Annotated in this window: 19 protein-coding genes; 6 read left to right on the top strand and 13 right to left on the bottom strand. The window is 31.6% G+C overall.

Features of this window, described 5'->3' with window-relative positions:
- Positions 1–5 precede the first annotated feature (5 nt).
- From Q0543_RS15715 to Q0543_RS15730, 4 genes are all read right to left on the bottom strand, one after another.
- Positions 6–551: a hypothetical protein gene (locus tag Q0543_RS15715; RefSeq protein ID WP_299255288.1), complete on the bottom strand. Its 546-nt coding sequence runs from the start codon at positions 549–551 to the stop codon at positions 6–8.
- A gap of 130 nt (positions 552–681) precedes the next feature.
- Positions 682–2,271 carry a hypothetical protein gene (locus Q0543_RS15720; RefSeq protein ID WP_299255290.1) on the bottom strand — a complete coding sequence of 530 codons (1,590 nt, stop codon included), beginning with the start codon at positions 2,269–2,271 and terminating at the stop codon, positions 682–684.
- A 6-nt stretch (positions 2,272–2,277) separates the two neighbouring features.
- Complete coding sequence (locus tag Q0543_RS15725) at positions 2,278–3,339, bottom strand: HlyD family secretion protein (protein WP_299255293.1); 1,062 nt, start codon at positions 3,337–3,339, stop codon at positions 2,278–2,280.
- Position 3,340: 1 nt separating this feature from the next.
- Complete coding sequence (locus Q0543_RS15730) at positions 3,341–4,684, bottom strand: TolC family protein (RefSeq protein WP_299255296.1); 1,344 nt, start codon at positions 4,682–4,684, stop codon at positions 3,341–3,343.
- A 115-nt stretch (positions 4,685–4,799) separates the two neighbouring features.
- Here Q0543_RS15730 and Q0543_RS15735 point away from each other — a divergent pair, with 115 nt between their 5' ends.
- Positions 4,800–5,585 carry an AraC family transcriptional regulator gene (locus tag Q0543_RS15735; protein WP_299255300.1) on the top strand — a complete coding sequence of 262 codons (786 nt, stop codon included), beginning with the start codon at positions 4,800–4,802 and terminating at the stop codon, positions 5,583–5,585.
- A 91-nt stretch (positions 5,586–5,676) separates the two neighbouring features.
- On the opposite strand, the gene Q0543_RS15740 is transcribed toward Q0543_RS15735, so the two are convergent.
- The 3 genes from Q0543_RS15740 to Q0543_RS15750 form a co-directional block, all read right to left on the bottom strand.
- The gene (locus Q0543_RS15740) at positions 5,677–6,873 is read right to left on the bottom strand and encodes a T9SS type A sorting domain-containing protein (protein WP_299255303.1); all 1,197 of its coding nucleotides are present in this window, start codon (positions 6,871–6,873) and stop codon (positions 5,677–5,679) included.
- Positions 6,874–7,177: 304 nt separating this feature from the next.
- Positions 7,178–7,717: a lipocalin family protein gene (locus Q0543_RS15745; protein ID WP_299255306.1), complete on the bottom strand. Its 540-nt coding sequence runs from the start codon at positions 7,715–7,717 to the stop codon at positions 7,178–7,180.
- Between the two features lie 56 nt (positions 7,718–7,773).
- On the bottom strand, positions 7,774–8,466 hold the full coding sequence (locus Q0543_RS15750; RefSeq protein WP_299255309.1) for a YgaP-like transmembrane domain: 693 nt from the start codon (positions 8,464–8,466) through the stop codon (positions 7,774–7,776).
- A gap of 352 nt (positions 8,467–8,818) precedes the next feature.
- On the opposite strand from Q0543_RS15750, the gene Q0543_RS15755 reads away from it, so the two are divergent.
- Positions 8,819–9,154 carry a hypothetical protein gene (locus Q0543_RS15755; protein ID WP_299255312.1) on the top strand — a complete coding sequence of 112 codons (336 nt, stop codon included), beginning with the start codon at positions 8,819–8,821 and terminating at the stop codon, positions 9,152–9,154.
- A gap of 12 nt (positions 9,155–9,166) precedes the next feature.
- On the opposite strand, the gene Q0543_RS15760 is transcribed toward Q0543_RS15755, so the two are convergent.
- Genes Q0543_RS15760 through Q0543_RS15770 form a run of 3 tightly spaced genes read right to left on the bottom strand, consistent with a single transcriptional unit; the run spans position 9,167 to position 10,052 of the window.
- Entirely contained in the window at positions 9,167–9,370 is a 204-nt protein-coding gene (locus tag Q0543_RS15760; RefSeq protein ID WP_299255315.1) for a DUF2007 domain-containing protein, read from the bottom strand.
- 56 nt (positions 9,371–9,426) lie between these two features.
- A complete protein-coding gene (locus Q0543_RS15765) occupies positions 9,427–9,591 on the bottom strand; it encodes a hypothetical protein (RefSeq protein ID WP_299255318.1) in 165 nt (54 codons plus the stop codon).
- Between the two features lie 26 nt (positions 9,592–9,617).
- On the bottom strand, positions 9,618–10,052 hold the full coding sequence (locus tag Q0543_RS15770; RefSeq protein ID WP_299255321.1) for a hypothetical protein: 435 nt from the start codon (positions 10,050–10,052) through the stop codon (positions 9,618–9,620).
- Positions 10,053–10,723: 671 nt separating this feature from the next.
- On the opposite strand from Q0543_RS15770, the gene Q0543_RS15775 reads away from it, so the two are divergent.
- From Q0543_RS15775 to Q0543_RS15790, 4 genes are all read left to right on the top strand, one after another.
- Positions 10,724–11,704, top strand: coding sequence for a glycosyltransferase family 2 protein (locus Q0543_RS15775; RefSeq protein ID WP_299255323.1), 981 nt, complete (start codon positions 10,724–10,726; stop codon positions 11,702–11,704).
- Positions 11,682–12,707 (top strand): hypothetical protein, encoded by a 1,026-nt coding sequence (locus Q0543_RS15780; RefSeq protein ID WP_299255325.1) that lies wholly within the window; start codon positions 11,682–11,684, stop codon positions 12,705–12,707. The genes Q0543_RS15775 and Q0543_RS15780 overlap by 23 nt, the downstream gene beginning before the upstream one ends.
- A 148-nt stretch (positions 12,708–12,855) precedes the next feature.
- Positions 12,856–15,018 carry a glycosyltransferase gene (locus tag Q0543_RS15785; RefSeq protein WP_299255327.1) on the top strand — a complete coding sequence of 721 codons (2,163 nt, stop codon included), beginning with the start codon at positions 12,856–12,858 and terminating at the stop codon, positions 15,016–15,018.
- Complete coding sequence (locus Q0543_RS15790; RefSeq protein ID WP_299255330.1) at positions 15,009–15,974, top strand: acyltransferase; 966 nt, start codon at positions 15,009–15,011, stop codon at positions 15,972–15,974. The genes Q0543_RS15785 and Q0543_RS15790 overlap by 10 nt, the downstream gene beginning before the upstream one ends.
- 34 nt (positions 15,975–16,008) lie before the next feature.
- Here the strand turns inward: Q0543_RS15790 and Q0543_RS15795 are convergent, their stop codons facing one another.
- The 3 genes from Q0543_RS15795 to Q0543_RS15805 form a co-directional block, all read right to left on the bottom strand.
- Positions 16,009–16,740 carry an ABC transporter ATP-binding protein gene (locus Q0543_RS15795; RefSeq protein WP_299255333.1) on the bottom strand — a complete coding sequence of 244 codons (732 nt, stop codon included), beginning with the start codon at positions 16,738–16,740 and terminating at the stop codon, positions 16,009–16,011.
- Position 16,741: 1 nt separating this feature from the next.
- A complete protein-coding gene (locus Q0543_RS15800; protein WP_299255336.1) occupies positions 16,742–17,506 on the bottom strand; it encodes an ABC transporter permease in 765 nt (254 codons plus the stop codon).
- A 292-nt stretch (positions 17,507–17,798) separates the two neighbouring features.
- A complete protein-coding gene (locus Q0543_RS15805; protein WP_299255338.1) occupies positions 17,799–20,000 on the bottom strand; it encodes a bifunctional alpha,alpha-trehalose-phosphate synthase (UDP-forming)/trehalose-phosphatase in 2,202 nt (733 codons plus the stop codon).
- Positions 20,001–20,009 lie beyond the last annotated feature (9 nt).

The raw sequence follows: 20,009 nt of genomic DNA on the forward strand, positions 1-20,009 counted from the left end.
ATTGTCTAAATTATTCGCCTAAACCAGTTGCTCCCCAGAAAATGGATGTGACCCCTAAACTCCTTTGTAATTTGTAGTATGTATACACAATTAAATGTTAAAACTTCAAATACTCCTTCCTCTGAAAGCTTTTGAAATGCATTTAATTGTTTCGTATACAGTAAGGCAATGGTAAAAATATCACCTACGTCTATGTTCTTAGATTCAGATAATACAATGGTGTTTTTTCCATATTCATGATAATAATTCTCTGGCAAATTAGAATCTGTGTACACATACGATTCTACTTCATTATTTATTTGATGGAAAATTTTTTCTTGATTCGCATTTTCAGAATAATACCAGTCACGTGTATGTCTTCTTTGTTTTAGATGTTCTTCTTCCCACTCAATGGATAGCAAACCAAAGGCTTGAATTAAAATAAAAATGGTTGTTCCACCTGCATGTGTCAAGTGCATCTTAAGCTTTTGATTGCTGCAATGTGAACTAATTTTCAAATACTCTTTTTTTGCATGCAACAAGGTAATCAATACTTTAAATTGATCGTGCATCTCTACTTCATGAACATCCTTCTTTTATCTAAAAAAAATATTTTTCAGAGAAAATAAAAAAACAGTTGCTCCCGACAGGATTAATAAAATAGTAACCATAAAATATTTTTGTACGCTACTATTGAATTACTTAGAACGGCGCTGGTATATTTTTCTTTAATTTAACAAAGGTTTGATTCAAATAAGGGAATACTGCAACTAATAAAATGGTAAACACAATCATCCAGCTAATCATCTCATAATAATCCATTGCAAAACGTATATGACTTTGCGATTGAATTGCTTTTACAATAAATCGATTAGGTAGTTTTGCTGCTTGTAATGATGATGCACCATGATGTATAACCGCATTGGCTTGTTTGGCAATAACCTGCTTCACAACCGGGTTAAAAGAAGTGAGTTGTTGTTGAAACGTATTGTAGTGTTTGCTTTTAGAAAACAAATCAAAGTAGTTAATGAGTGCAATACTCAAATAGAAGCCCAAACATCGAAACAGTAAACAGACTCCTGCTGCAGTTGGGCTCACTTCTTCTTTTACAGAAACTATTACATATATGATTGTTGGCGACATTAACAAACCAACTCCCATTCCATGTAATGCCAAAGGGATATAAAAATGATTCTCATTGGCTTGACTATTAAATAGAAAAAACATCCAAGAATGATACACCAAAAGAAATAAAAATCCAAATATCCACAATATACGAATAGGCCTATCTTGAAGTACGTATGCACAAGACAATACGACACCAACAACAATTCCAGCAATATTAAACAATGTTAAATATCCAACGTGAATGGGATCTAATTTAAGAACAGTTTGAAAATAGGTTGTAGCAATTCCTAACGTAAAACGACACAAATAAAATACAAGAATAATGACAAGACCAATTACAAAGTTTGGCGATTTAAAAACTGATAAATTAAAATAAGGAGTCAACATGTTTTTCTGTCTCAAAACAAAAACCAAACCAATAAAGAAAATGGCTATTACAGAGAGATAAATACGTGGATCTTCAAGCCAATAATATTCTTGCCCATACACACATATATAACCTATTAACACTAGAGCAGTTGCATACAATACAAAACTAGCCCAATCCAAATCTTCCAAATGAAATTTATCTGTAAGCCTATTGTTATTCATACTTACAGACAAAATTAACAGACTCGGAGCATATGAAAACATCGCCCACTTATACAACAAATTAAAATCAAAGGAATCAATAAGTTCTGCGGTAGCGAAATTATTAAAGGGAATCATACAAATAAGCATACCAAAAAAAATGGAATATCCGATTGTACGTGCTCTATTGGAATGTAGTCTATTAAATATTAAAGATAAGGATAAATTCACAGTCATGGTAAAAGCCATTCCTTGCATAAATCGACAAATAAATAAAATAGCTACTTCTTGTGTTTGATAACAGACATATGAGGTTGCAATTTGAATCAATGTTATTATTATAAAATATTCTTTGGCTGCTAGAAAACTATAAAATCTTCTTTCTAGAGAAAAGAAACTTGTATACCCCGCATAAAAAAGAACAACGCAAAAATACACATCATACGTTTCTATCCCAAGATTACCTGCGGCAGCATTTACATTTGCTAAAGGAAGAAAAAACAATACCAAGCTAGGTAGTAAAACAATAAATAAAATTATTTTTATCAACCATTCCGGTACCCATCGCTTAAATAATAATCGTCTTTTGCTCATAAACAATTATTGATTTTTTGCGATACTAACATTTACATTCATCCCAGCTTTCAATAAATCAATTTCTTCCTTTGTTCCCGTTACACGTATTCGCACCGGAATACGTTGTACAATTTTGACGTAGTTACCCGTTGAGTTATCGGGTGGTAATAAGGAGAAACTAGAACCTGTAGCTGGAGAAAATGAAATGATTACACCTGAGAATACTTTATTGGAATAGGCATCCGCTGTAAAATGAGCGGTGTCACCTAATTTCATATGTTCAATTTGAGTTTCTTTGTAATTCGCTACAACCCATTTATCGGTTTCTTCATTTACGATATAGGCTAATATTTCGCCCGCATCGATCATTTGTCCGATCTCAATTACTCTTCTACCCATGATGCCGTCATACGAAGCCGTTACGGCCGTATACGTCACATCTAATTTGTGCCTATCTAACAAGGCATCTAAACGCTTTACTTCCGCTCTTAAAACTGCCTCTTGAGCTTTCGCATCGTCCACAGCAGATAAAGAAGCGTCGTAATTATCTTGAGCAGATTGATATCGTGCTTTCGAAATATTAAAAGATGCTTCCACGTTTTCTAATTGTTGTTGTGTGGCAGATTCAACCTTAACTAATTTCTTATACCGTTCAAACTCCAAATCTTGTTTCCACAATTCTGCCTTGGTTACTTCAATTTGAGATTTATTAACTTGTGCACTTTTTTTAAGTGTCGTTATTCTGCTTCCCAATACCAATAATTGTGCTTTAGCATTCATCAAGGCAGCTTCCGTTTGTTCTTGTTGAATCACATATTCACGATTATCAATAAGTAATAACGTATCTCCTTTTTTTACGCGCTGATTTTCTTCAAACTTCATTGCAACAATAAAGCCGCCAGCACGTGATATTACAGGGTTAATGTATTCTTGAACTTGAGCATCATTTGTAAATTCATTTTTATAAATATGCCATAGTGAAATAATTCCCCATACCGTTAAAACAAGTAAAATAATACCTGCAACCCAAGCTGTTATTATGGTTATACGTCTATCAGTAGTGGTGTATGTTTGTATTGTTTTCATTTTACAGAATTCCTATTATGTGTTGTAAGTGATAGTACGTTAATTGTGCCTGAATTTTGGCAGACTCGTAGTCAAATTGCGATTGAATCAATTGAATATTTGCATCCAATAAATCTGTAATCAATGAAGTCTGATTAAAATAATTATTATCAACGATGCGTGCATTTTCTGCTGCTTGCTCTACATTCACTTTAGTTACTTCAATGCGTATGAGTGCTTCTTTAAATCGCAAAAAGCTTTCGTACACTTTTTTTCGTATTTCATCTTCTGTATGATGGTGTTCCAATTCTTCCTTCTCGTAATGCATTAATGCTATTTTACTTTTAGGCCTATTCATATAAAGCTCTGATAACGGCATAGACGCACGAAGTCCAAAAATACCTAAGGTATAATTACTTGGAGAATATGGAAAAAGAAAGATTTGTGGGTTTGCTAAATAATAATCTCCGTACAAGCCAACTTTTGGTCGCACTTTTGCTCGTACATATTTCAATTGCACTTTTTTCAATTCAACCGATTTCTCTGAAATGTTATAATTGTATGCATGCTCCATAGCTTCTTCTATGTATTGATCATACGTTTTCAATTGAAGCATTCCTGGATTCAACGATTCAACTGGATTTGTGCGCAGTGTGTCGGGATAGCCAATGATAATATTTAATTTTTGTGTGGCAATAGCAATATCATTATCAATAGTTACCAATAACATTTTTTGATTCGATAATTTTAATTGCACACGCAATTCATCGCTTTTTAATACAACTCCATTTTTTAATAATTCTTGTATTTCTCTTAATTGCTTTTCTTGATTCGCAATATCTTTTATCATCAACTCTTTGTATATCAAACTGCGTTGCAAACTCAAATAATAAGTAGAAGCCTGCAGTTTAATTTCAGAGGTTGTTAAATCTTTTTGTTCTTTTGCAATCTCATGCAAAATTTTACTTTTATCGATCGTTAAATTTACTTTATTACCATCGTACAAATTTAAATAGGCATCTGTACCAACTCGATACAATACATGGATAATTTCGTGTTGGGTAGGTTTTTCAAGCAAACCATGTTCATACATGGCCATATTAGAAGCATGCTCTATGTTTCCTTTAAAATTCCACTCAGGAAGTCTTTCAAACTGAGCCTCTCGTATTTCTACTTCGCTAATATCTGTTTCATAAGCACTTAATTGTATTTTTTTACTATAAATAAGTGCTCGTTCCCATACATCATCCATCCGTAAGGGAATCAATCCGCCTACATTAATAGAATCAACTTGCTGAGAATAAGTGAATAAAGAATTTAATCCGATAAAGGAAATAAGAATTCCTTTGATAAAATAACGCGTCATCAATTTATATTATTTGATGTAGTAAAATTATTCTTTATTAAATGCTTTTACTTTATTCTAAATAGACTGATATTTGACTAAACCAGCCAAAGTAAATTTAATAAATTTAATAAAAATGAGTTTAATCGCGTCTTTACCTGAAATAAATGAATTGCCAGACTCTGTTTATGTCATGCACGAACGTTCTGAAAAATTTATTCCATACCACAATCATTTAAAAGGTCAATTATCTTATGTGGAAGGTGGGCTGGCATACATTCAAATTGAAGACAAGTATTATGTCATTCCAGCAAAACATTATTTTTGGGTACCACAACAATTAATGCACGTGCTGCGCATTGGGCATTCGGGTACTGTATTACGTTCGTTATTTTTTTATACGTATGATGATGATAAACATCCCTTCTATTCACAAGTAGGTATTTATCCTATCAATAATTTGCTCAATGAAATGATTAAACATACAGAAGGTTGGGATGGTCATATAAAAAATACAGATAAAAGGTTTTCATTTCTATCGGCACTCAAAGATTTATTACCCGAGATTAGTACAAAAAAAGTACCTATTGCATTGCCGTTTACGGAAAACGAACGTATGAAACCAATCTTAGATTATATTGATAAAAATATTTCAGAAGAACATTCCCTACAAAGTATCAGCAAGCAATTTGGATTTAGTGAACGATCCTTATCTCGTTTATTTCAATCCACATTAAATATGTCGTTTTTGCAATACTTAAAGTTATTGCGCATCATTCGTGCGTTTGAGTTGATGTTGATGACAAATAAATCGTTGAGTGAAATCGCTTATTCAATCGGCTACCAAAGCCTATCCTCATTTAGCGCAACCTTCTATAATCTTACTAACTTCAGACCATCCGAATTCAATAGAACAGTTTAATTGAAACAAAAAATTGATTAAAAGAATTTCGATCCTAAAATTTAATAGTACGTGCCCTAAACGCACTAAAATTAAATTCATGAAGAAATAATTATTCCTTCATGAATTTAATTTGCTCTATACCCTTATCTGTTTGCACAGAAATAATATACATGCCTTTTTGCAAACTTGAACCAACCATGCAGCTATTCGTTGCAATACCTGTCTCCATTAATGCACCAGATATAGTAGAAATAGAGTAGGTAAAATCTCCTTGCGATTCGATAGTCATTTGATCCTTTGACGGATTAGGAAATGACTTAACAATAGCACGCAAGGATGCTTTATTATACACTGCTGTAGTCGTCGTGGTTGTACAAGGAAAACTAGATGCTACTGTAGGGTCAATCTCTCGAATGCTCACCATTTTATACTCTGCTCCATCTCCAGCAATATCACTATCGGTGCGTAACAAAAAAGTTCCATGACCAACTAAAATAATTGTCTTTTGATCTGTATAGCTACATCCTGTTATGGCGGATGAAGCAGCTGACCAATTTCCTGCATCAATCACTTCACCTACTTTTACCCAATTGCCCCCATTTGTTGGGTTACCATTGGACGTAGAATCAATATATACTTCCAATTTCACCTTTGTATTGTTTTCAATATTTGTAACAATATACTTCATTCCAATCCATTTATTCTCTGGCAGCGTATTGCCATTCCACAAAGGGTCTTGTTTGTGAAATCCAGAACCCGACCAATAATCGCTCGTTGGGTGTTTTAATTCTTTTTCAAAATCCCACGTACCATCCAATCTAAAACGAGAGTAGTAAGTAGTGGCATCACAATTATCTCCACCTCCAGATGCATGACCTAGCGGACCACTACGTGCACCCACAATCATACCTCCAAAATCTTTTCCAGTAGGTCCAATTCTGCGGTAGTATGCAGTAAATTCTGTATTCAAAAATAGTTGTGCAGAAACTTTTGATGTACGTGTTGAATTGATATGAAATCGAGGGCTAGACCCAGACATATTCATCACTCCTGCACCATCAATATGAAAGCCATTTGTTCCACCACTATGATCTTCTGTCCAATCAGTAGGATCCGATGCATCCGATTGATATTTTATGGTACGATCAATTCCATTATTCCAGTGGACTGAATTCCATTCACGCGTACCTGTTGCAGATGGATAAAATTGAGCAATACCAAAAACATCTGTAGCGCATTGTGCGTGGATTTTTTCTAACGAAATTAGAATACTAAAGATAAAAATAATGAGTACTTTCTTTCTCATACAAAACCAACATTTAAAATTAAACAATATTGAACGTAATTATACATCTATTAAAATACGTATGTGCATTTACAAAGTTATTCGGTATTATGAATTACGAAGAAGAAAAATAACCATTACAACTAATCACAAGCAATACATTTAAAGGTTTCGCTCTGTGTTGAAAAATAATATATATTCGTTCTTTATCATTTGAGAAGAATACATTAATAATGTACAAATGAAAAACCGCTCATTAAAATCTATTTTTAATGAGCGTTTTTTATGGTAGTAGTAGTAGTAGTAGTAGTAGTATCCCTAGAAACTAGTCTTTATCGTGTTTAACCCAAATAAGGTTTTCAATATTGTAACCCAATGATACTGCTTTAGTCAAAAAAGATGTTTTAACATCCTCTGGTATTGTTTTCTCTCTAGACAAGATCCATAGATAGTCTGTATCCTTCCCAACCACTAAAGCATAGGTATAATCATGACTTAACTCTACCACATTATATGCAGCATAAAAAGGTCCGAAAAATGAAACTTCTAACTTACCTTCAGTCGTATCACTTACAGTCCTAGCCTTCCCGATACTTTCTTGCCATTTTCCTTTTTTGAAATTATACCCTTTATTATCAACTTTAATCTTCCCGTCTTCTCTTAGAGAATATGTAGCAGTAACATTATCTAGGTTCTTTTCCCAAACATAATCGAGTCGAGCAATTTCAAACCATTTTCCCAAATACTTCTTCTTGTCAAATGGCTTTACAGCGTCTACAACAATATTCTTATTTGTAAAGGATCCAAAGGCAATTAAAGCGGCAGATGCTGCAATAAGAGACAATACAATTGTTTTATTTTTCATGAATAATTATTTTATAAATCTAATTTTTTTATGAAATATAGATTTTGTAAAACTGATTATACATCTTGAGTTATTGCATTTCTGTATTGTTTCTCAAGAGGTAAAACTCCGTTTTCTACATACTGTTTAAAATTCACAATATCTCTTCGTATCATTTTTTCGAATGTAGAATTGAACAATGAAGCCACTTTTTCTCCAGCCATTCCTAAAGGTGCTCGATAATGAATTTTGACATTTATACATGTTCCTAAAACGCCTAAATCATGAAAGGTTACATAACCACCATTTTGAATAGTGCTATCATCGAGCGATTCCCATGCAATCAGTTCACTTGGTATTTCACTCGTAACGATTGCTTCCCAATGAATGGTGCCAAAGCCACCAGGTATGTAAGCTTCCCAATCTGACTTTCCATTTCCTTTTTGATCAACACTTTTTAAATGCGTCATAAACAAAGGGAGGTTTTCTAATCTTCTCCAGAAAGAATATACCGTATCAACAGGTCTATTAACTATTACAGATGTTTCAATATCAATATTGGGGGTTGAGTCTACTAATGTATTCTTTCCTGTAGCTTCATACGCAGGACAGTGACCTGAAATACCTCTGTATAAAAGCAATCCTGCAGAAGCCATTGCAGCTAAATTTTTCGGATTACGTTTAAAAGTTCGGTACATAAAATAAGATCCTGCCAAAACCGATGCGATACGTTCAGCATTGGATACATTTACCTTGGTGTTACTTTTCATAGCTGTATGTTTTAGGTTTCTTTAATATCTGAATTTAAGAGTACTATTATAGATTTTCAAATTATTGTGGCAATCATATAACGAATACTAAAACACATGTAAAATCTATACATAGTGGTACAAAATCTGTTATTTTATGAAGCACAAACAGAATGATTTTACTGAAAAAATTTTTAACTATTTTCAGTATCTTTATACATAAAATTAGAAGAGAGAAATGCTGAAGTCATACTATTGCGTAACGTACAATTTCAAAACACTGGATGATGGCAGATTGATATTTTTGAGATTAATCCTTCATGTTGAACATTCCAATATTCATACATGCAATTCAAAAATCATAATAGCAATTATGAAAAGTTATTCATTTATTAATTACGACATGCATTATTTATCTTCAGCACACCTTGATAGTTGTAGTGCAGAAGATAAAGTAAATAGATATGGTTATAATTATTCGTTAAAAAGCAATACAATAACTATCCCCCTACAACACGCATTACTAGAATCAAAAACAGAACATCCATACTTTGAATTCATTACTGATACGTTCAATACAATAGAAGAGAATGAAATTGTGAGTAATTTAAATGACGTTCAAATTACTGAATTTAAAGCAATTGAAATCACTCAAAACTTTGCGCCAACCCGTACAATTTTCCCATTAATTGAGTTAACAAATTGCTAAAATATATTTCATCTAAACTTTAGACAAAAGCTCTCTAGCAACTATTTCATCGGTCTCCAATACCTTCAATTGAACCCCTGCTGATGGATTTAATCCCATTATGTTCTCATTTTCGACAAATGATTCTATTCCTTGAAGTGAAAGGACATTCTTAATAATAGTTGCTTCTGCTATATTATTAAATGTTTTTATATTGACCATGTTATTTTTATTCATAGTTGCAGTATTTAAATACTAAATTTATTCTTTAGCAAAATATAATTTTTCTTGCTCTATTTTTTCAAAGGTTGAGGATTCATTCTAAGATTTTGTTCGGCTTGTTCTTCGTATTGTTTTGGATTTCTATCGTTCTTTTCAAATTCTTTTTCTGAATCTTTTCCTTTCAGTTTTCTTTTTAAATCCGACTCTTTCTGACTCATTTTTTTTTCATCACTCATACTACTATTCTGTTATACGTGATACGTTAATCGGATAATCCTGAAATAGGCATTGGAAATATAAAGCTAAGCAAAGTGTTTCTATGTGCCTTGGAAACATGCTCTTTAAACGTCTGCATACTAACGATTAGTGCTTCCGAGTACTTCTCATCTAATTTTAAAAGCACATTGGATAAATACTCTAACTCTTTTTTTATTACTGTATCTCTAATTGTTCTTTCCTTAGGTAATTTGGCATCCATTTCTAATAATCTATATTCAAATTCATCTTCTTCTAACGAATAATAATCTTCTAGAAGAGGATTTGAAACGTTGATTTTAGTTTTATACAATTCTATAGCTGCTTTTTTTTCAACTTCATCCAACTCCCCATCTTTGTTAGCAGCTAACAAGGATATATAAATAGGATAATCTAGCAATAATTTTTTTTCGTATTCTGAAAGGTTTTGAAAGATGCTCATATTGTTAATAAGATAATGGTTGATTTAATACTACATATCTAATTTCGCAAATTTGAATAGACTTTACTTACACAATTATTTGAATTTGTTATATGTTTTGGATAAAATAACATAAAAATTAGTGTCTAAGCCAAAAAGTCACTTTAATGTTATTTATATAACATTAAAGTGACTCGCACTACCCAAATAGGGAGACAATGCTTTAAATAGCAACTTGCAATTTAAACATACAACAAACAACTGGTTACTAACACAATACAAAAATACCCAAATATAAATAAACACCCTAATATTATAATATCCAAAAATCAAATCAATTTGACTCCTAACTGACTTTAAATCATTTTACTTTAAGTATATTCTTTTCTTATTAATTTACATTACCTTTATAGTTATTTAATGATGCAATAATGTCATCATATAGACATATAGAACAATCAGCTATGCATACGAATTTGACATGTTATTCAAATAACATTTTACAGTGTACAAAAATTCTTAATTTGTAATTCCTGTTCTGAAACATGTTACGAAATACTAAAAATAATTTAAGGTTAATAACTCTAAAAACACGTTCTGTTTTTACCGCTTACGGTAGAAATAAAAAAGGTGCATTTTCTTTTTGGTTTTTTTTACGTTTTTGTTTTTCACAAATTGGTTTCCGACTTTTCTTGAAATATATACTTCAAGCATTTTCAATTTTATTTGGTTTTAATTTAACTTTTCTAAAAAGACTTATCGACCCAAATATTCAACATTTAGGTATAAAATTATTTCCAATAAGCTATGATACAAACAAACCACTACCCCCACTTTCAATAATAAAGGTTGATGAACCACTTGTATCCATTATCGTTGCCGTATATAATAATTTTGGTTACACGTATAATTGTATACGAGCAATTATAGAGCATACAAGCACGGACATTAAATTTGAAATAATTATTATAAATGATTGCTCAACAGATAACACACTGGCTTATTACAGTAATATACCCAACCTTAATATAGTTTCTAATGAAAAAAACTTGGGTTTTGTATTATCTTGTAACAAAGGTGCCGCAATTTCCAAAGGCAAATATATTTGTTTCTTAAATAATGATACTATCGTTCAAGAAGGTTGGTTAAAGCCAATGCTTGAACTAATAGAAAATGACAACAGGGTTGGAATAGTAGGCTCCAAACTAATTTTTGGCGATGGAGATCTACAAGAAGCTGGAGGTATTGTTTGGCAAGATGGACAGACATTTCATTATGGAAGAAGAGGGTCCATTAAAAAGAAAAAATACAACTATTTAAGAGAAGTAGATTATTGTTCTGGCGCATGTTTGCTGATTTCCAAATCCGATTTCAACATTCTAAATGGCTTTGACGAAATATACACTCCTGGCTATTATGAGGATACCGACTTATGTTTTAGTGTAAAATACAAGTTGAATAAAAAAGTTGTTTATCAGCCTGCTTCAATTGTGGTTCATTTCGAAGGAGTAACTTCTGGTACAAACTTCAATACTGGAATGCGTAAATTTCAACGTATAAATGCATTAAAATTTAAAACGAAATGGGAAAAAGAATTAAAATCACACTTTCCAAATTCTTTTATGAATATAAATGAAACAATAGTGCATTATGAAAGACCAAGTAGAAAATAATTTTTCTAAGTGTTTAATTATTGTTGGAATGCATCGTTCTGGAACTTCTTTTACAGCCTCTTTACTTCAAAAGGCTGGCCTAAATATTGGAAGTGACTTACTTGGCACAGGCGTTGGAAATGAATTAGGCCATTTCGAAAATGAAGATTTTCTTACGTTTCACAAAAACGTTCTTTTAACTAAAAATCAAAATCCCGATGGTTGGTCTCAAAATAAAATTGAACATTTAAATGATCAAGAACAGACAGACTTACTAAAAATTATCCAATCAAATACTACTTCTCAGTGGGGATGGAAAGAACCTCGAACAACTCTATTCCTAGATATTTATAAAAAAATAATTCCAAATGCCTACTATTTGTTTGTTTATAGAAATCCATGGGAGGTTGTTGATTCCTTATTTAGAAGAAGTACGGACAATGAATTATTAAAATCTCCTTTATCAACTATTAATAATTGGGAGTTTTATAATAAAATTGTGCTGGACTTTTATAAAAATAATATTGAAAATTCACTACTCGTTGATATTGAAACGGTAATGCAAAAATGCAATACTGTTATTGAGTTAATTAATTCTAAATTCAATTTTGAATTAATCGAAATTGCTGACACACTATTTGAAAAGGAGAAATTCAAAAATGAATCAACTAGTATTCAACAATTTTATTGCGAATACGCATTCCCTACTAGTATAGATCTATACAAATTACTCCAAACGCATTCTTCTATAAGTCCATTTAAATTATATTCACCATCTAATTTAAATAAAGAGTCTTTGATTCAATGGTGGAGGGCATCATCCTATTTGAACAAAAGCAATATAGATCAACCTTCTGAAGATATTATTACAAAAATAATTACAGATATAATCGAACCATTAAATAATGTAAATGAAAGATTAACAAAGGAAAATACGTATTTAAAAGAAGATTTAAATTGGATAACAAATAGCAAATGGTGGAAAATAAGGTCATTTTTAAAAAAATTTTTTAGTAATAGTTGAAGTAATAATATCCTTAAAAAGAGCACTTCTATTATACATCATAACTAAATTCCTTTAAAATATTCATTTCAATATAAAACACATTCCATAAAATTTAGCGTATCTATTCGAAAATGCGCACTAAACCATCTCTTAAAAAATTATAAAAATGCGCAGGGCTATTTCGCTACTAAATAGGATAAAAAATAAATTTCATTCAAAGTTTTCAAACCATAAAGGTGAATTAAATATAGGCTTAATCTTTTTGTATATTTTTTCTAAAGACATTTTAAATATCCCTATTCGCATTAAAGGAAAAGTATTTTCATTATTCAAACAAAACAACGTTAAAAGCTCAGCTGGAAATGTTGTCGGTTTATCTTTGCCGCTCCTAAATAAAAAAAAGTATACGTTTATAAATCATAAAACACCTACAGTCTCAATAATAATTCCTATATACAATCAAATAAACTACACAATTGATTGCTTGATTGGTTTACATAAAAACATAAGTAAAAAGTACTCTTTTGAAATTATTATTATAAACGATCAATCAACCGATAATAGTGTAGATGTTTTATATGAAAGATTTTCAGGAATAACAATTATAACAAATGAAAAAAACTTAGGCTTTGTTTTATCTTGTAATAAAGGAGCTTCTGTTGCAGTGGGAAATTATCTTTGCTTTTTAAATAATGATACATTTATACAACCTAATTGGTTAGAAACATTGGTTGACAAAATAGAAAGCGATCATTCAATAGGCTTAGTCGGTTCCATGCTAATTTACCCTAATGGAGCATTACAAGAAGCAGGAAATATTATTTGGAGCAATGGTGAAGGTTGGAATTTTGGAAGAAATGGAAATAGATTTTCCCCGAAATACAATTACTGCCGCCAAGTTGATTACATATCGGGAGCTAGTATACTGCTAAGTAAGGAAGACTTTAATGTATTAAATGGATTCGATACACTATTTGTACCCGCATATTATGAGGACACAGATTTATGTATGCGCATCAGACATACGCTCGGCAAGAAAGTTGTTTATTGTCCTAATTCAAAAATCATACATTTTGAAGGAATTACTTCCGGAAAAGATTTAAATTCAGGCGTAAAAAAACACCAGCTAATTAATAAAGAGGCATTTTTAGATAAATGGAAATCGATATTAAATGAATTCTATTTTACAAATACCCCAGAAAATGTTCTTAAATCAATCCAAAAATATAATCCCAAACATATTTTAATAATAGACTCGTACGTTCCTTGTTACAACAGAGAATCTGGATCAAATAGATTGTTTCAAATTATTAAAATTTTAAAATCATTAGGCTATAAAATTTCTTTTATTCCTGACAATGAAAATGCAGAGCAACCATACACAAATGAATTACAAGAGATGGGTGTACAGGTATTATATAGGCAAAAGTACTACTATCAGAATTTTAACAATCAACTATCTGAACTCACACCTTTTATTGATGTTGCATGGATTTGTAGACCTGAACTCTTTGAAAAGTACTTCCCGAAATTAACTAAAAATAAAAAAATAAAATTTATTTACGACACAATAGATTTACATTTCCTAAGATTGAAGAGAGAGAGCGAACTTTTTTCAAATAAAAAAAATAATTGGGAGGCAATTAAGAATATGGAAATCACATCCGCATCCATTGCCGATGTAACCCTTGCAATTACACCTGTCGACAAAAATATTTTAAAAGATTTGGGTATTGATAACGTTGAAGTTATTCCTAACATTCATTCAATAAAGTATGTGTCCGCTAATTCTGATGATGAATTCAGCAATCGTTCAGGATTATTATTTATAGGTAGCTATACGCATACACCAAACGTCGATGCGGTTATCTGGTTGGTAGAAGAAATAATGCCATTGGTGTGGAACGAAATACCAAACCTTACCCTTACATTATTGGGAAGCAACCCAAAAATTGAAGTATTAAAATATCAATCTGATAAAATTATAATTCCTGGATTTATTGATGATGTATCTTCTTATTTCAATTCAAATAAAGTTTTTGTTGCTCCTCTTCGTTATGGTGCTGGAATGAAAGGGAAAATTGGACAGAGTCTTGAATATGGTTTACCTATTGTATCAACAAGCATTGGAGTAGAAGGTATGAATATGGCACATGAAAAAAATGTGCTTGTAGGCGATTCAGAAATTGAATTTGCTACTCATATTATACGATTATATCAAGACAAAGCACTTTGGAATACGTTAAGAAAAGGTGGAGAAAATGTAATTCACCCATACACATCTGAGTCCATCCAAAATAAAATAAAACATTTAATAGAATGTCTTTAGGAAGTTTTAGATATGTGCTTGCAATATTTGTTCTTACCTCCCATCTTTGGGCAGGAATGCCTCAAGGTTTTGCCGCATATGCTGTGTGGGGATTTTTTTTACTTTCTGGTTTTTTAATGACCCTCGTATTAAATGAAAAGTACACGTTTTCTACTACAGGCATAAAAAAATATTTTTATAATCGTGCACTCCGTATTTATCCCATGTATTGGATTGCAATGATACTGGGTTCCGGAACGATGCTATATTTAAATACGTTACAATATGATTTCAAACAATTAAACCATGAATTTGGCTTTCCGGATACCCTTGTAAATTGGGTTTCAAATATAGTATTACTGCCCACTTATTTTTTGGAGAATCCAGTTCCCGTTGCTAATGCCTTAAGAATTGAGGTCTTTTATTATTTTATAATTATCCTCTTGGCAATTGATAAAAGAATTGCCTGGCTAGGCTTCTTTGTTGGTTTAGTATGGAATATATATTTATTGTTTATCTCCTATTCAGAAAAGGTAGATACATTCGGTTTGAGATATGCCACTTTAGGACCTTGTTCAATAGCTTTTGCAGGTGGAGCCATTCTCTATCATTATAAAAGTTTTTTTGGGAGATTTTCAAATAAAAATTTAAGCTTAATAACGTGGATGTTAAATGGGCTCATTTGGTTTAAATTGCCACAATATCCATGGGGAATCGGCATATATATATCGTTGGCACTTTCCGCTTGGGTGGTAATTTCTCTTTACAAAGAAAAAGCTAATAAAATGGATCTAATATTAGGAGATTTATCTTATCCAGTTTATTTACTCCACTCTACCTTGGGCCTTATTTTAATGCCTTATTTTAAAGAATTCAGATCAATTGAATTTATGTTTTGGGGTTTCATCTTAACAAATGTTATAAGTTTTATCAGTATACAACTTGTTGATCAACCCATCAAGAAATTAAAAATCTAATTCACACCAGATAAAAATATTAATCCAATTTAATTTATTTATAATAATCTTGAATTGTACCAATATCACCTATATGCTTGATTCTACCCTGGTCTAAAATCATTCCTCTTTTACAAATCTTTTGCAACTCCTTAGGGTCTTGAGAAACAAAGAGTATGGTTGCACCCGTTTCAATAATTTCATTAATTCTTTTATAACATTTTTCTCTAAAGAATAAATCGCCAACTGATAATGCTTCATCTATAATGAAAATTTCAGGATCATATGAAACGGCAATTGAAAATCCCAACCTACTAATCATTCCTGAAGAGTAGCGTTTTACTTGCATGTCTAATTGCTCATGCGTTAATTCACTAAATTCTCTTATGGCGTCTATTGTGTTTTTAATCCTTTCTGCAGGGATTCGCATCAACGAACTACATAATTTTATATTTTCATAACCACTTAGTTCTTGCTCTAATCCTACTCCCAATGCCAATAAAGGAGCAACTGAACCATCTACCGTTAATGATCCTGAATCGGGTTTAATAATACCCGAAAGCATCCTAAGAAATGTACTTTTACCTGAGCCATTTCTACCTAGAATACCAAAACATTCTCCACGTTTAATTTGCAGATTTATATCAAACAATACTTGTTTGCGTACAAAAGGTTTTTTTGTTCCCAAGGACAATAAAAACTCTTTAAAGGAACCCATTCCGTGGCCTTGTATATAAAAAGACACATTTAGATCTTTACACTCAATTATATTTTCCTTTTTATTCATATTATAGATTAGAAACAAAGCCTTTTTCTAACTTTTTATATATACTACTACCTACAAATATCGAAACCAATGCCCAAGCCGAAAGTATCGCTAATTCCGTCCAAGTCAACCACAAACCATTATATATAACATGATGTACTGCCTCTAAAAATTGAACCAATGGATTGAGTTTATATAGAAAAAGCCATTTTTCTGGTACAATATCTATAACATATGCTACAGGTGTTGCATAAAAAATAGCAGGACTAAATGATAACCAAATCATATTTACATCTCTATAAAAAACATTTAAAGAAGCTAGCATGAGACCAAAACCGTATGTAAAAATTGAAAACAATAGTATTATTGGTAAGACACAGATTAAACTAAATTGAAATTTTGCGCCTAAAAAAAACATCAAAAATATAAATGGGATTAATGAAAGTAGAAAATTAATTAAAGCACTTATTAATAAGGATAATGTAAAAAAATAACCCGGAATATAAATGGATTTCAAAATACTAGCTCCACTTACAATTGAGCTTGTCATTTGACTTGTACCCGTACTAAAGAACGTCCAAAATAAAATGCCAGAAATGATGTATAAGGCATAATTTTCAACCGAAGGGAATGCGTTGCTAAAGACAACATAAAAAATAGCAATATAAATCACAGGGTGTAGTAATGACCAAAAATACCCTAAAATAGAATTTTTATATTTCAATTTTAAATCCTTAGTTACTAAAGATTTAATTATAATAAAATGATCTTCTTTGAAAAACTTCATCGGGTATTGATGCTATTATTGCTATTATAAGAATTGATGTATTCAATCTTGGTAAAAATAATATAAAAATTTGGGTATACCTTGAAATTTGAACACTATTGATATCTTTCAGTCTATTAAAACTGCTTTTATTATAAAAAACCTTATAAAACAATGCTCATAAATTGTGTGATTTTAGCGCCTAGGGAAAAGCGAAAACGTTTTTTAGGGACTATACGTGTTATCTAATAAATCATTTTAATAAACTAAAAGATTGTATCCTCTATTCTTAAAGAGGATACAATCTTAACTATTACAAGAACATCTGTAAAATAGTCATTACCTCCTCTTGTGTCTTAATTGAAAATTTAGCGTAACTATTTTTAACGCCTACTTTAATTGTTAGTGCATTATCAGGAAGCGCCTTAAACATATCTTCATCTGTTCGGTCATCGCCTATCGATAAAATAAAATCAGGTTGATACAAATCACAAATTTTCTTAGCGGCAATACCTTTGTCCGCATCTGAAGGTTTCATCTCTACAACTTTATCTCCATCAATGATTGTTAAGTTAGACTTAGCACCTATTTTATTTTCTAACTCTTCTATAAATTCTCTGGATCGTATGTGAGCATATTCTTTTTCGGTGTTTCTATAATGCCATGCTAAAGAAGTAGATTTGTTTTCAATGAAAGAACCTGCACAGCGATCTGTGAATTTTTGAAAAATTGGCAATACACTTTTTTTCCATTGATCATCATACTCATACTGCAATTCCCACTCTTGGCCAGGGATCCGCAAAAATGCGCCATGTTCAGCAGATAAAATTGTATTGGGGTCGAAAATATAATTCAAAAACTGTTTATCTCTTCCACTGATAATAGCAACATTTACATTAAAATCACTACTCAATTTTTTAAGTAAATCTACAATACCTACACTCGGTTTTGATTTTGATGGGTCTGCAATTATCGGCGACAAGGTCCCATCGTAATCTAGTAAGAATAACCTTCTGTTAGATTCGTTAAACAATTGTTTAAAATTATCTAACACATTTTTATTAATTATTTTTTGTTCTACTTTCAATTGTTTCGTTTTTATAATGTCTAATTGATCCATATAATCTTCCGTCCATTTAAATATATCATACATACGAATGCGATCTTGCATCATTTGCATACGCTGTGCTTGCTCTTGTTCGTCCATTGTGAGAGCTTGAATAATAGCAGCTGAAAGAGTCCTTTGGTCTGTAGGGTTAATTAAAATTGCACCACTTAATTCAAGTGAAGCTCCAGCCATTTCACTCAATATTAACACCCCTTTTTTATCTGTACGCGTAGCTACAAATTCTTTTGCTACCAAATTCATTCCATCTCTAATAGGTGTAATCAATGCTACATCTGCAAGTGTATACAAAGCGCCTAATTCATCAAAACTTAAAGATCGATATAAGTATACAACAGGACGCCAGCCAAGTGTACCATACTTTCCATTTATCCTTCCAACAGCTTCTTCTAGCTCGTTCTTCATCTCTGCATACTTTAATATAGTTTCACGTGAAGGCACTACAATCATTGTAAAAACTACTCTTCCATGCCATTCTGGATGTTCATCTAAAAAATATTCAAAGCCATTCAATCGATGAATTAATCCCTTAGAATAATCTAATCGATCAACCGAAAATATATTTTTTTCTGCATGCAAATCTTTTAAGAATTCATTTCGTTTTTCAATAACATCTACATTATCGTACAAACTTCTGAATTTTTCATAATCAATACTTATAGGAAATGTATCAACACGAACCATCCTATTCTGAACACTTATATCACGTACTGATGTATCGTATCCCAAAATCCGTTGTACACTTCTTAAAAAATATTGACTGTAATCATTTGTATGAAACCCGATCAAATCTGCACCAACCAATCCCTTTAGCAATTCTGCTTGCCACAAGCGCGGCAATAATCTAAATATTTCGAAAGTAGGAAATGGTATATGATGAAAATATCCAATAGATGCTTCTGGATGAGCTTCTCGTATCATTGCAGGCAACAACATAAGCTGATAATCCTGCACCCAAACAACATCCCCCGGACGAATAAATGCATTTATTTTATCTGCGAATATTTTATTAGCAAGTACATAGGCATCGTAATCTTCTTCTTTAAACGTTGTTAGATATGGGTAATAATGAGAGATAGGCCAAATGGTACTATTGCAAAACCCTTCATAGTACGACTCGTTCATAGCATCGTCCAAAAGAATTGGATGTACAATGAAATTATCATTCTCTACTTGCGCCTCTCCTTCTTGCAATATATCAGGGGTTGAATAACCAAACCAATGAATTTTTTTATTTGAATTTAATGCGTCCTCTTTCTCTGCCAGAGATAATATTGCAGAAACTAAACCGCCTGAATTTTGTTGTAAAGTGCGATTCCCCTCTTCATCAAACGTAGCTTTAAAAGGTATTCTATATGCGACTATAATTAATCTCTTTTCTTCATTCATCTTTCTGTT

Source organism: uncultured Cytophaga sp. (genome assembly GCF_937863595.1).
Lineage (GTDB): Bacteria > Bacteroidota > Bacteroidia > Cytophagales > Cytophagaceae > Cytophaga.

Coding starts and splice junctions, on each gene's coding strand:
- Q0543_RS15715 (WP_299255288.1), bottom strand. CDS start 551: ATGCACGATCAATTTAAAGTATTGATTACCTTGTTGCATGCAAAAAAA.
- Q0543_RS15750 (WP_299255309.1), bottom strand. CDS start 8,466: ATGAAAAGTAACACCAAGGTAAATGTATCCAATGCTGAACGTATCGCA.
- Q0543_RS15735 (WP_299255300.1), top strand. CDS start 4,800: ATGAGTTTAATCGCGTCTTTACCTGAAATAAATGAATTGCCAGACTCT.
- Q0543_RS15755 (WP_299255312.1), top strand. CDS start 8,819: ATGAAAAGTTATTCATTTATTAATTACGACATGCATTATTTATCTTCA.
- Q0543_RS15760 (WP_299255315.1), bottom strand. CDS start 9,370: ATGAATAAAAATAACATGGTCAATATAAAAACATTTAATAATATAGCA.
- Q0543_RS15795 (WP_299255333.1), bottom strand. CDS start 16,740: ATGAATAAAAAGGAAAATATAATTGAGTGTAAAGATCTAAATGTGTCT.
- Q0543_RS15745 (WP_299255306.1), bottom strand. CDS start 7,717: ATGAAAAATAAAACAATTGTATTGTCTCTTATTGCAGCATCTGCCGCT.
- Q0543_RS15730 (WP_299255296.1), bottom strand. CDS start 4,684: ATGACGCGTTATTTTATCAAAGGAATTCTTATTTCCTTTATCGGATTA.
- Q0543_RS15790 (WP_299255330.1), top strand. CDS start 15,009: ATGTCTTTAGGAAGTTTTAGATATGTGCTTGCAATATTTGTTCTTACC.
- Q0543_RS15765 (WP_299255318.1), bottom strand. CDS start 9,591: ATGAGTGATGAAAAAAAAATGAGTCAGAAAGAGTCGGATTTAAAAAGA.
- Q0543_RS15720 (WP_299255290.1), bottom strand. CDS start 2,271: ATGAGCAAAAGACGATTATTATTTAAGCGATGGGTACCGGAATGGTTG.
- Q0543_RS15770 (WP_299255321.1), bottom strand. CDS start 10,052: ATGAGCATCTTTCAAAACCTTTCAGAATACGAAAAAAAATTATTGCTA.
- Q0543_RS15800 (WP_299255336.1), bottom strand. CDS start 17,506: ATGAAGTTTTTCAAAGAAGATCATTTTATTATAATTAAATCTTTAGTA.
- Q0543_RS15780 (WP_299255325.1), top strand. CDS start 11,682: ATGAAAGACCAAGTAGAAAATAATTTTTCTAAGTGTTTAATTATTGTT.
- Q0543_RS15805 (WP_299255338.1), bottom strand. CDS start 20,000: ATGAATGAAGAAAAGAGATTAATTATAGTCGCATATAGAATACCTTTT.
- Q0543_RS15785 (WP_299255327.1), top strand. CDS start 12,856: ATGCGCAGGGCTATTTCGCTACTAAATAGGATAAAAAATAAATTTCAT.
- Q0543_RS15725 (WP_299255293.1), bottom strand. CDS start 3,339: ATGAAAACAATACAAACATACACCACTACTGATAGACGTATAACCATA.
- Q0543_RS15740 (WP_299255303.1), bottom strand. CDS start 6,873: ATGAGAAAGAAAGTACTCATTATTTTTATCTTTAGTATTCTAATTTCG.